The organism is Dechloromonas sp. H13 (assembly GCF_009469615.1).
GTDB lineage: Bacteria > Pseudomonadota > Gammaproteobacteria > Burkholderiales > Rhodocyclaceae > Azonexus.
Window position 1 is genome coordinate 244,270 of record NZ_SSXX01000002.1, and the last position, 12,097, is coordinate 256,366.

Sequence of the window (12,097 nt, forward strand, 5' to 3'; positions counted from 1 at the left end):
CGCGGGGATTGGGGGTATGCTCGGTTTGCCGACCCTGTCGGCGCGCCAACGTTGCAGGGCTGCACAAGTTTCCGCCGGTGTGCTTGCGGAAATCCCGAGGCCGATATCATGAAGGATACGTTCAACGAGATTGCGCTCCAGCCTGACGACGCACTGCTGGTCGTCGATGTCCAACGGGATTTCCTGCCGGGAGGCGCACTCGCGGTGCTCGATGGCGATGCGGTGGTTGCACCGCTGAGCGTGTGGATTCGCCGTTTCGTCGCGGCCGGGCGGCCGGTTTTTGCGACGCGCGACTGGCATCCGGCCGACCATTGCTCGTTCGCCCCGCAAGGCGGACCGTGGCCGCCGCATTGCATCGCCGCTTCGCCGGGCGCGGAGTTGGCGCCGGGCCTCGAACTGCCCGTTGCCGCTGCCAGCATCGTGTCCAAGGCGACGCAACGTGCTGCCGATGCCTATTCGGGATTCGAAGGTACCGATCTGGATGCGCGGCTGCGAGCATCCGGCGTGCGCCGCCTGTTCGTTGGCGGGCTCGCCACCGACTATTGCGTACTCAATACAGTGCAGGATGCGCTGCGCCTGGGCTACCGCGTCGTGCTCCTCGTCGACTGCATTCGCGCCGTCGATGTGCAGGCCGGTGATGGTGCCCGGGCCACGGTAGCGATGCTGGCGGCCGGGGCGGTCGCCCGGCGGGGTTGAGCATGCGCAGCGCCGGAGAGAGCGTACTGCTCACCGACCTCTACCAGCTGACGATGCTTCAGGCGTATTTCGACGAGGGCATGGCGGAGACGGCGGTGTTCGAGTTCTTCGTGCGCAAACTGCCGGCGCAACGCAATTTCCTGGTCGCCGCCGGACTCGAACAGGTGCTCGATTTTCTCGAGAGCCTGAGGTTCACTGCCGAGGAGCTCGACTGGCTGGGCACCTGCGGACGCTTCAGCCGACCCTTCGTCGATTCGCTGGCGGATCTGCGCTTTACCGGCGAGGTGCACGCGATGGCGGAAGGCACGGTGTTCTTCCCGGACGAGCCGATCCTGCGCGTCGTCGCGCCGTTGCGCGAGGCCCAGCTGGTCGAGACACGCCTGATCAACCTGCTGCAGTTTCAGACGCTGGTCGCCTCGAAGGCGGCGCGCGTGCGGCTCGCCGCCGGCGACCGGTTGCTGGTGGACTTCGGCCTGCGCCGTGCGCATGGCGCCGAGGCCGGTCTGCTATCGGCGCGTGCCAGCTACCTGGCCGGCTTTGACGGCAGTTCCAACGTGCTCGCCGGGATGCGCTGGAACATCCCGGTCTTCGGGACCATGGCCCATTCCTTCATCCAGGCACACGACAGCGAGGCCGACGCCTTCGAGCGCTTCGCGCGCGCCTATCCCGGAGGCTCCACGCTGCTGATCGACACCTACGACACCGAGGCTGCGGCGCACGCGGTGGTCGCGCTGGCCCGCCGGCTCGCCGGCGAGAATATCGCGATCCAATCGGTGCGCATCGACAGCGGCGACCTCGGCGAGCACGCCCGCAAGGTGCGCGCCATTCTCGACGCCGGTGGCGCCGGGAACATACGCATCTTCGCCAGCGGCAACCTCGACGAATACGCTGTCTGCAAGCTGGTCGCCGACGGCGGGCCGATCGACGGTTTCGGCGTCGGCACGCGCATGAACACCTCGGCCGACTACCCGTACCTCGACTGCGCCTACAAGCTGCAGGAGTACGCGGGCATCGCCCGCCGCAAGCGTTCCGAAGGCAAGGCGACATGGCCCGGCCGCAAGCAGGTGTTCCGGCGCCTGGCCGCCGACGGCATGGCGGGCGACACGCTGACGCTGGATGACGCGTGCGACGCGGGCGTGCCGCTGTTGGCGACGGTCATGCGCGACGGCCGGCGCGTCGCGCCGCAGGCGCAGCTCGCCGACCTGCGCGAGCTGGCCCGCCGACAACTGGCGGCATTGCCGCCCGCCCTGTGCAGTCTCGATACGGCGCCCGCCTATCCGGTCACGGTGGCCGGGCCGCTGCGCGAACTTGCCGAGGCCGTTGACCGGCGCACGGCGGCCTTCCGGTCAACCTGAGGATGGCCGGGCGCGGCGCAGGCAGGCGATGACTTCGTCGTCCTCGACCTGGTCGAAGCGGGCATAGAACTGTCCGACCGCCTGAAAGTCGCGTGGCGCGTACAGGCAGACCGTCTCGTCGGCGTGGCGGCCGACCCGCTTCAGGCTGTCCTGTGCCGCCACCGGGATGGCGCAGATCAGCCGCGCCGGCGCCCGGGAGCGCACGGCATGCAGCGCGGCGAGCATCGTCGAGCCGGTCGCCAGGCCGTCGTCCACGACGATTGCGATGCGCCCGCCGGGGTCGGCAGGCGGCCGGCCCGGCGAGTAGAGGGCGCGGCGCCGGCGCAACTGCTCGAACCGGTAGGCTCTTTCGCGCTGCAGCCATGCCTCGTCTGCTGCGTTCGGGTCGGCGACGAAAAACCAGCCGCTCTCGTCGATGGCGCCGATGGCGTATTCCGGATTCCCGGGTGCGCCGAGCTTGTGGACGAGCACTACATCGAGTTCGCCAGCGAGTGCCGTGGCCAGCGCGGCACCCATCGGCACCGCGCCGCGCGGGATGGCGAGGATCAGCGGATTGCTGCCTTTCCATGCGGCGAGGGCAGTGGCGAGTTTGTCGGCGGCATCCAGGCGATCGGCGAAGAACATGGCTTTCTCCTTGGCGAGCACTCACTCACGGCGCAGATCGATTCCGAAATCCGGCTCGTAGGGCGGCACGTGGCATTCGACGATGTCGGGTGGCGCCACCTGCAGGCGCACCCCGACGATATCCGCGTGGACGGGCAGGCAAGCGACGCCGCGGTCGACCAGCACGGCGACGCGGATTTCGGCCGGCCCGTAACGTCCGAGGTATTCGACGACGCGAAGCAGGGAGTGACCGGAGTAAAGCACGTCATCGACGACCAGCAGGCGGCGCCCGGCCAGTTCGGCAAGGGGTGCGGCATGGTCCGGGTTCTCGACGAGTCGCGTTTCCGGGTGGAGCAGCGTGAGGTCGTCGGCATAGCGCGACACCTTGAGGTCGAGGCGCACGGGCGGCGGCAGGGCGTGGTGGGCGACCAGGCGTTCGGTGATGCGCTCGGCGAGCGGCGCGCCGCGGCGCAGGACGCCGACTACCGCGATCGGCGCTGGTCCGGGAAACAGCCCGGCCGCCCGCCGAGCCATGTCGGCGACGACATCGTCGAGTTGCCGGTGGTCGTACAGGCAGGTGCGGGTGGGTGGCGGTCGGTCCGGATGCATCGTTGTCGCTCCCTTGACGTTCCGCCGGTCGCTGTCTCCAGCGCATTGCGGAACACGATCCGACTCTGACGCATCGCCGGCGCGGCGTCAATGAGCGGAATCGTCGGCCGGTCGGACGGCCCGTTCAGACGCCGCAGGAGCCATTGCCGCGTTTGAAACCCATTTTCGCCAGCAGCTTTTCCGGCGGGCAGAAGCCGGTGAACCCGCTCTGCAGCAGATTGAGACCGACGAAGGCGGTGAAGGCGAGGAACCATTTCGAAACGAAAATGGGGCTGCCCTCGACGCCGAGCGCCAGCGAGAGCAGGACGAAGAAGCCGGCCATGATGCGGATCATGCGTTCGATGGTCATTGTGAGTGTTCCTTTCTGAAAGCGGAGAAGTAGAGCACCGGGATCACCACCAGGGTGAGCAGGGTGGAGACCAGGATGCCGAAGATCAGGCTGATGGCCAGCCCGTTGAAGATCGGGTCGTCGAGGATGAACAGGGCGCCGAGCATGGCGGCCAGCGCGGTCAGCGCGATCGGCTTGGCGCGCACGGCGGCGGACTGGATCACGGCGTCGTGGAAGTTCATACCGGCGGCGACCTGCTGTTTGATGAAATCGACCAACAGGATCGAGTTGCGGACGATGATGCCGGCCAGCGCGATCATGCCGATCATCGAGGTCGCCGTGAATTGCGCGCCGAGCAGGGCGTGGCCGGGCATGACGCCGATGATGGTGAGCGGGATCGGCGCCATGATGATGAGCGGCACCAGATAGCTGCCGAAGTGGGCGACGACCAGCAGGTAGATCAGGATCAGGCCGACGCCGTAGGCCAGTCCCATGTCGCGGAAGGTTTCGTAGGTGACCTTCCACTCGCCGTCCCACTTGACGCTGTAGCCGGCGTAGGGGTCGGCCGGCTGGCGGATGAACCATTCGCCGAGCGTGCCACCTTCCTTGAGCTCCTTGCCGATGATCTGCGAGCGCGCGTCGAACATGCCGTAGAGCGGCGAGTCGAGCTTGCCGCCCATGTCGCCGACGACATAGACCACCGGCAGCAGGTCCTTGTGGTAGATCGCCTTCTCGCGCGTCGCCTCACGCACCTCGACCAGTTCCGACACCGGTACCAGGTGGCCGTCTTTTGAGCGCACGCGCAATTTCAAAAGGGCGTCGAGGTTCGACTGCTTTTCCGCCGGCAGGGTCACGCGCACCGGGATCTCGAACTTGGATTCGGTATTACGCGCCGGCGTCACGTCCTGCCCGGCCAGCCCCATGCCGACCACCTCGACGATGTCGCTCTGCGCCACGCCGAGCAGCGCCGCCTTGCTCTGCAGCACGTGCAGCACGAACTTCCGGGAATCTGCATCGATATAGTCGTCGACCGCAACCAGATCGGGCGTGTCCTCGAAGGCCTTGCGCACCTGCTTGCCGACCGCCATCTGGCCGGCCATGTCCGGCCCGTAGATCTCGGCGACGATGGGCGACAGCACCGGCGGTCCGGGCGGCACTTCGACGACCTTGGCGACGCCGCCGTTCTTCTTCCCGATGGCCTCGATACGGTCGCGCAGGGCGACGGCGATCTCGTGGCTCTGGCGCGAGCGGTGCTTCTTGTCGGCCAGGTTGACCTGGATGTCGCCCTTTTCCGGCGCGGCGCGCAGATAGTACTGGCGGACCAGGCCGTTGAAGTTGATCGGGCTGGCGGTGCCGGCATAGGCCTGGTAGTCGACGACGTCGGCTTCCTGCGCCAGTTCGGCGCCGATTTCGTGCAGAACGCGCGCCGTTTCCTCGACCGGCGTGCCGACCGGCATGTCGAGCACGACCTGGAATTCGCTCTTGTTGTCGAAGGGCAGCATCTTTAGCACGACGAGCTGGAAGTAGGCCAGCGACACCGAGCCGAGGATCATCAGCACGACGGCAACGGCCAGCCGGATGCGCGCCGCGCCGCCCTTCTGCGGGTCGAGGAAGGGCGTCAGCAGCTTGCGGAAGGTGGCGTCGAGTTTGGCATCGAGCTTTGACGGCGCGTGGCCGGCGCTGCTCGGGCCGTGCGCCTTCATCAGCTTGAGCGCCAGCCACGGCGTGACGACGAAGGCCACCGCCAGCGAGATGGCCATGCCCATCGACGAGTTGATCGGGATCGGGCTCATGTACGGCCCCATCAGGCCGGTGACGAATGCCATCGGCAGCAGGGCGGCGATTACTGTCAGCGTGGCGAGGATGGTTGGCCCGCCGACCTCGTCGACCGCTGGCGGGATGATCTCGCGCAGCGGCTTGCCGGGGTATAGGCCCTGCCAGCGGTGAATGTTCTCGACGACGACGATGGCATCATCGACCAGGATGCCGATCGAGAAGATCAGCGCGAACAGCGACACCCGGTTGAGCGTGAAGCCCCAGGCCCAGGAGGCGAACAGCGTCGCGGCGAGGGTCAGGGTTACGGCGACGCCGACGATGAAGGCCTCGCGCCGGCCGAGCGCGAAGAAGACGAGGGCGACGACGAAGGCGGTGGCGAAGATCAGTTTGCCGATCAGCTTCTGCGCCTTCTCGGTCGCCGTTTCGCCGTAGTTGCGGGTGACGGTGACCTCGACGCCTTCCGGGATCACCGTGTTTTTGAGGGTATTTATCCGGTCGACCGCAGCCGACGCGACATCGGCGGCATTGACCCCCGGCTGCTTGGAAAGCTGGATGGTGACGGCCGGGAACTCGCCGTCGCGGTTGCCGAACCAGGCGTAGCGCTTCGGCTGGTCGGGGCCGTCCTCGACCGTCGCGACGTCGCTCATGAACACCGGCTTGCCGTCGCGCACGGCGACCACCAGCTGCTTCACGTCGGCCGCCGCTTCGAGGTAGGTGCCGGTCTGCACCAGCACCTCGCGGTTGCCGGCGGTCAGGTTGCCGGAGGGCTGCAGGGCGTTCGACACCTTGAGGGCGCCGGCGATTTCCTGCGGCGTGACGCCGTAGGCGTTCATCCGCTCGGCGTCCATCAGCACGCGGATGGCGTGGTCGGGGCCGCCCAGCGTGGACACGTCGCGCGTGCCCTTGATGCGCTTCAGCTCGATCTCGACGGCGCGCGCCACCTGCTGCAGCTCGTAGGCCGAGCGTTCCGGGTCCTTCGTCCAGAAGGTGAGGGCGAGGATGGGCACGTCGTCGATGCCGCGCGGCTTGATCACCGGCTCCTGGACGCCGAGGTTGGGTGGCAGCCAGTCGCGGTGCGAATGCACGGTGTCGTAGAGGCGCAGCACGGCGTCGTTGTACTTGACGCCGACGTCGAACTGCACGGTGATCACCGCCATGCCGGGGCGCGACACGGAATAGACGTGCTCGACCCCGTGCATGCGCGACAGCACCTGTTCGGCCGGGCGCGCGACCAGGTTCTCGACATCCTTGGCCGAGGCGCCGGGGAAGGCGACCAGCACGTCGGCCATGGTCACGTCGATCTGCGGCTCTTCCTCGCGCGGCGTGACGAGGACGGCGAAGACGCCGAGCAGGAAGGCGACGAGCGCCAGCAGCGGCGTCATCCGCGATTCCTGGAAAGTGGCGGCGATGCGCCCGGAAATACCCATCGACAACTATTTTCCTTTCAGTTTCAGGATGCCCAGTGCCTCCATGACGATCCTTTCATAGACCGTCTCGCTGGTGCCATGCTTGAGCTTGTGCATGAAATATTTTTCGAAGCCGACCTTGGCCAGATGCACCCACTTGCCTTCGCCGAACCAATTGACGTTGCGCGGCGGAATCTGCGGCAGCGCGACGAAGGCGGCGCCGGTGTCGCCGAAATCGGCGAGACAGACGGCGTTCCACGTCGCCTTCTTGTCCGGCTCGCGGCCGTCGAGCACGGCGCGGATGTTCTTGGCCGTGGCGGTGACCATCGATTCGATCATGTAGCCGGTCTTCGGCGTGCCGGTCGGGATTGGCGTCACCTCGACCGGCGGGATGGCGACGCAGACACCGATGCCGTAGATCTCGGGGTATTTCGGGTTGCGCTGGAAGGCGTCGATGCTGACGAAGCCGCGCGGGTTGGTCAGGCCCTCGACCCCGAACACCGCGTCGATGCCCTTGAAGGCCGGCAGCAGCATCGAATACTTGAAGGGCAGCACGTGCTCCTTCTTCGGCTTGCCGTCCTCGTCGTGCTCGGTGACGAACATCTGGCCGGCCTCGACGCGCATCACCCTGGCGTTGCAGATCCACTTGATGTGCTTGCTGCGGAAGATCGACTCCATCAGCCCCTTGGAATCGCCGACGCCGCCCAGCCCGAGGTGGCCGATGTAAGGCTCCGACGTGACGAAGGTCATCGGTACGCGGTCGCGGATCTTGCGCCGGCGCAGGTCGGTTTCCATGATCATCGCGAACTCGTAGGCCGGCCCGAAGCACGAGGCGCCCTGCACGGCGCCGACGACGATCGGGCCGGGGTCGGCGACGAACTCCTGCCAGGCGCGCTCGGCCTGCACGGCATGGTCGACGTGACAGATCGACTGGGTGTGTCCCTGCGGTCCCGTGCCCTCGATCTCGTCGAAGGCCAGCTTGGGGCCGGTGGACAGGATCAGGAAGTCGTAATCGACCGTCGCCCCGTCGTCAAGCTCCAGCTGCTTGCGCTCGGGATGCACGCGGCGGACGCCGACGCCGATGAAGCCGATCTTCTTGCGCTCGAGCAGGGGGGCGGCGTCGAGTTCGATTTCCTCGCGTTTTCGCCAGTTGACCGCAACCCACGGGTTGGACGGGACGAAATGGAATTTCGGGTTGTTCGAGACAACGGTGATGCGATCCGTCGGGCGGGCGTTTTCCCGCATCTCGAAGGCCATGGTCATGCCGCCCAGGCCGCTGCCGACAATAACGATGTGTGCCATAGGTCTCTCTCCTCGGTGTGATGGAAGAACCGCGGCTCTTTCGTTCGGCCGCTCCGGACTACTTGTTGCCCTGCTTGAGCGCGATGGCCGCCCTGACCGGGTCGGTCACCACCTTGTCGCCGGCGCTCAGGCCGGCCAGCACTTCGATCTCACCCTGGCCGACGGCGTCGCCGATGCGCAGCTGGCGCAGGCTGAGGCGGTTGTCGGCACCCAGCACGTAGACGGCGGCGACTTCGCCGCGGCGCACGACGGCCTGTGCCGGCACGGTCAGCTTCTCGGCCTGGCCGAGGACGAAATGGACGCGCGCGAACATGCCCGGCGTCGCCTCCGGCACCGGCGGCAGGCTGACGCGCACCTGCGAGACGTGGGTCGCGGTGTCGGCGGTCGGCAGCAGCTTGACGGCGGTCGCATCGACCCACTTGTTGAGTTCCGGGAACTCGACGCGCGCCGTCCTGACGCTGCGCATGTCATTCAGGCGGTATTGCGGAATGCTGGCGGTGACGCGCAGGCCGCCCGGTTCGTAGATCGTGAACAGCGGCTTGCCGGGCGTCGCCATGTCGCCGAGTTCGGCGTGGCGGCGGGCGACGACGCCGGTCAGCGGCGCAACGATGGTGGCGTGGCTCTCGCTGGCGCCCGCCGCGGCGCGGGTGGCGGTGGCCGCGTCGTAGTCGGCCTTCGCCTTGTCGAGCGCGGCGGCGCTCATGAATTTCTGGGCGACCAGGCTTTTCGTGCGCTCGTAGTTGAGTCTGGCGTTGGCGTACTGGGCGTTGGCGGCACGCGCCGCTTCCTCCGCCTCGCGCGCGTCGATGCGCATCAGTACCTCGCCCTTGCTCACGCGCTGGCCGGCGTCGGCCTTCACTTCGATAATCCGGCCGGCCGTCTGGGCGCCGACGGTGGTCTGCTGGACGGCCTCGACCAGCGACTCGGCCGGGAAGCCCAGATCGACGCGGTGCGGCTGGACGACGACGCTTGGCAGTTCCTGCGCGGAGGCGGCTGCGGTCAACGCCCACAAAAGGCCAAAAATCAGTTTTGTCTTCATGTATATAAGAATACTCTAATTTATTGGTCGGGCGCAAGGTCGCCGGCCGCCTGCAGGGCCGCGCCGAAGTCGCGGCACAGCGCCTGGAAGGCCCGGCTGGCGGGGCTGACGTGGCGCTGGCGGTGGCGCACGAAATAGAAGTTGCGGCGCAGGTCGAACTGCGGCGTCCGCAGCTCGACCAGGCTGCCGCGCCGGAAGGCCTCGCGCAGGGCGACGCGCGACAGGCAGGCGAGGCCGAGGCCGGCCTCGACGGCGCGCTTGATCGCCTCGGTGTGTTCCAGCTGCAGGCGGATCTGCAGGCTGGCGAGCCGCGGCGCGATGGCGCGGTCGAACAGGGCGCGCGTGCCGGAGCCCGCTTCGCGCAGGATCCACGGCTGTTCCGCCAGCTGCACGGTGCTCGCACGGCCGCTCGCGGAGAGCGGGTGCTGCGGCGCGCAGAAGACCACCAGTTCGTCGGCCAGCCACGGGTCGAGGACGAGGTCGGGGTCGTTGGCCTCGCCCTCGATCAGGCCGAGGTCGAGTTCGCAGCGCAGCACGCCGTCGAGGATGTGGCGGGTGTTGGCGACCTTGAGGTCGAGGCGCGAGGTCGGGTGGCGCTGCAGGTAGTCGGCGACGATCAACGTCGCCAGGTAGTTGCCGATGGTCATCGTCGCGCCGACGGCCAGCGGGCCGAGCTGGCCGCCGGCGAGGAAGCCCTCGATCTCGGCGGCGCGCGCCAGGATGTCCTCGGCCTGTGGCAGCAGCCCGCGGCCGGTGGCGTTGAGGCGCAGCGACTTGCCGATGCGGTCGAACAGCGGGCAGGCGAACTGGCGTTCGAGTTCGACCAGTGCGCTGCTCGCCGCCGACTGCGACATCGCCAGCGCTTCGGCAGCGCGCGAGACGTTCTCGCTGCGGGCGATGGCGGCAAAGACCTCGATCTGGCGCAGGGTGATTCGCATATATATAAAACCGATAATTGATATGCAAATTATCCGCTTATGTTTCTGTGGTGCAACGCCTATCATCGCTTCCAGTCAAAAACGTAAAGGAGTCCGATCATGAGCAACCTCGCCACCGAAACCGTCCTTTCCGTCAATCACTGGAACGACACGCTGTTTTCCTTCCGCACCACGCGCAGCGCCGGCCTGCGCTTCCTCAACGGGCAGTTCGTCATGATGGGGCTGGAGGTCGACGGGCGGCCGCTGACGCGCGCCTACAGCATCGCCAGCGCCAACCACGAGGAACACCTGGAATTCTTCAGCATCAAGGTGCCGAACGGCCCGCTGACCTCGCGCCTGCAGAACGTCAAGCCGGGCGATCCGATCCTCGTCAGCAAGAAGCCGACAGGCACGCTGGTTCTGCACGACCTCAAGCCGGGCAAGCGCCTGTTCATGTTCGCCACCGGCACCGGGCTGGCGCCCTTCATGAGCCTGATCCACGACCCGGAAACCTACGAGCGCTTCGAGAAGGTGATCCTGATCCACGGCGTGCGGTGGACCAACGAACTGGCCTATCACGACTACATCGAACACGAGTTGTCCGACCACGAGTTCTTCGGCGACTGGGCTCGCGAGAAGCTGATCTACTACCCGACGGTGACCCGCGAATCCTTCCGCAACGAGGGGCGGCTGACCGACTTGATCGACTCCGGCAAGCTGTTCGCCGACATCGGCGAGCCGCCGCTCGATCCGGCGACCGACCGCGCGATGATCTGCGGCAGCCCGGCCATGCTGGCCGACACCGCGAAGCTGCTCGACGTCCGCGGCTTCAAGGTGGCACGCCATTACACCGGCGAGCTGGGCGACTACGTGATCGAGCGCGCCTTCGTCGAGAAGTGAGCGGGGGCGGCGCCGTGCCGCCGCGCAAAATCATGCTTGGGGCAGGCGAACTCCGCGCCGCGCCGGTGGACTAAACTGTAGATTGCCGTCGTTCGCTACGCGACGGCAAGCTGCCATCGTCCGACCCGCCGCGAAAGGAGTACGCCATGCGCCTGCCGCTGATCATCGCATCGTTGCTTTACTCCTTGCTCTACTCTTCCCACGGGTTCGCCGCGCCGCAAAAAAAGCCGGTGAACAGCCGCAAGATGGGCCTCACCATCAAGGTGGAGGGCGAGGGCTGGGGCAGCGTGCGCAAGGAAACGATCGAGGCGGTACTCTATTCGGTTGCCGACGAACTGATGACGCGGCTGCCGAAGAAGCTGAACGTGCCGATCGTCGTCACCCATACCGACAGCAATCCGGTGGCGCTGTACGAGCGCGGCGCCGACGGCGAATACCGGGTCGAACTGCACGCCCGCGGCGCCAACTGGCACCTGTACACCTACGAATTCGCCCATGAGCTGTGCCACATCCTGTCGAACTACGAGGAAAACGCCGCACCGGGGAACAGTCGCTACAACCAGTGGTTCGAGGAAACCCTGTGCGAAACCGCCTCGCTATTTACGCTGAAGAAGCTGGCCACGACCTGGAAGGAATCGCCGCCGGCGCCGGCGGACTGGTCGAAGGAGGCGGACAAGCTCAACCGCTTCTTCGACCTCCTGATCGCCGAGGGGCATCGCCAGCTGCCGCCGCACTCGCCGCTCGCCGTCTGGCTCGCCAGCAACGAGGAGCGCCTGCGCGCCAACCCGTACCAGCGCGAAAAGAACGAACTGGTCGCCAATCTCCTGCTGCCGCTGTTCGAGCGCAATCCGGAGAACTGGTCGACCCTCTCTTACCTCAACCTGGACCCCGGCGACGCGCGCAGCAGCCTTCAGGACTACCTGCGCAACTGGTACCGCAACGCCCCGGACGAGCACAAGACCTTCATCGCCGACGTGCTCGACCTGTTCCAGATGCGGGAAGTGATCACCGCCGCCATTCCGGCCGAAACGACGCTGGTCGCGGTCGCCGCCACGGGGCCGGGCGCGGGGCGGGTGGCGGCGCAGGGAGCGCCGGAGCAGCGCTGAGCGTCTGCTTCCCTCTTTTTTTGGTGTGGCAGGCGAACTTTTGCCGGCGCCGGCTGTCGG

The 12,097-nt window shown here is 67.0% G+C and carries 11 protein-coding genes; 4 read left to right on the forward strand and 7 right to left on the reverse strand.

The genetic code is table 11. The features are described from left to right. Positions 1-108: 108 nt before the first annotated feature. Both GH660_RS05720 and GH660_RS05725 read left to right on the forward strand, forming a co-directional pair. Positions 109-696 carry an isochorismatase family protein gene (locus GH660_RS05720; RefSeq protein WP_153145697.1) on the forward strand — a complete coding sequence of 196 codons (588 nt, stop codon included), beginning with the start codon at positions 109-111 and terminating at the stop codon, positions 694-696. A gap of 2 nt (positions 697-698) precedes the next feature. Beyond that, positions 699-2,051: a nicotinate phosphoribosyltransferase gene (locus GH660_RS05725; RefSeq protein WP_153145698.1), complete on the forward strand. Its 1,353-nt coding sequence runs from the start codon at positions 699-701 to the stop codon at positions 2,049-2,051. Here the strand turns inward: GH660_RS05725 and GH660_RS05730 are convergent. The 7 genes from GH660_RS05730 to GH660_RS05760 form a co-directional block, all read right to left on the reverse strand. Beyond that, on the reverse strand, positions 2,043-2,675 hold the full coding sequence (locus GH660_RS05730; protein ID WP_153145699.1) for a phosphoribosyltransferase: 633 nt from the start codon (positions 2,673-2,675) through the stop codon (positions 2,043-2,045). The genes GH660_RS05725 and GH660_RS05730 overlap by 9 nt on opposite strands. A 21-nt stretch (positions 2,676-2,696) precedes the next feature. Continuing rightward, on the reverse strand, positions 2,697-3,263 hold the full coding sequence (locus GH660_RS05735) for a phosphoribosyltransferase family protein (protein ID WP_153145700.1): 567 nt from the start codon (positions 3,261-3,263) through the stop codon (positions 2,697-2,699). A 124-nt stretch (positions 3,264-3,387) separates the two neighbouring features. Next, a complete protein-coding gene (locus tag GH660_RS05740) occupies positions 3,388-3,612 on the reverse strand; it encodes a DUF2892 domain-containing protein (RefSeq protein ID WP_153145701.1) in 225 nt (74 codons plus the stop codon). After that, positions 3,609-6,794 (reverse strand): efflux RND transporter permease subunit, encoded by a 3,186-nt coding sequence (locus GH660_RS05745; protein WP_153145702.1) that lies wholly within the window; start codon positions 6,792-6,794, stop codon positions 3,609-3,611. Before GH660_RS05745 ends, GH660_RS05740 begins: the two co-directional genes overlap by 4 nt. A gap of 6 nt (positions 6,795-6,800) precedes the next feature. Continuing rightward, a complete protein-coding gene (locus GH660_RS05750; protein ID WP_153145703.1) occupies positions 6,801-8,075 on the reverse strand; it encodes an NAD(P)/FAD-dependent oxidoreductase in 1,275 nt (424 codons plus the stop codon). A 58-nt stretch (positions 8,076-8,133) separates the two neighbouring features. Next, complete coding sequence (locus GH660_RS05755; RefSeq protein WP_153145704.1) at positions 8,134-9,114, reverse strand: efflux RND transporter periplasmic adaptor subunit; 981 nt, start codon at positions 9,112-9,114, stop codon at positions 8,134-8,136. Between the two features lie 20 nt (positions 9,115-9,134). Further along, on the reverse strand, positions 9,135-10,052 hold the full coding sequence (locus GH660_RS05760) for a LysR family transcriptional regulator (RefSeq protein ID WP_153145705.1): 918 nt from the start codon (positions 10,050-10,052) through the stop codon (positions 9,135-9,137). A gap of 99 nt (positions 10,053-10,151) precedes the next feature. Here GH660_RS05760 and GH660_RS05765 point away from each other — a divergent pair, with 99 nt between their 5' ends. Both GH660_RS05765 and GH660_RS05770 read left to right on the forward strand, forming a co-directional pair. Further along, entirely contained in the window at positions 10,152-10,931 is a 780-nt protein-coding gene (locus GH660_RS05765) for a ferredoxin--NADP reductase (RefSeq protein ID WP_153145706.1), read from the forward strand. A gap of 146 nt (positions 10,932-11,077) precedes the next feature. Next, a complete protein-coding gene (locus GH660_RS05770; RefSeq protein ID WP_153145707.1) occupies positions 11,078-12,037 on the forward strand; it encodes a hypothetical protein in 960 nt (319 codons plus the stop codon). Positions 12,038-12,097 lie beyond the last annotated feature (60 nt).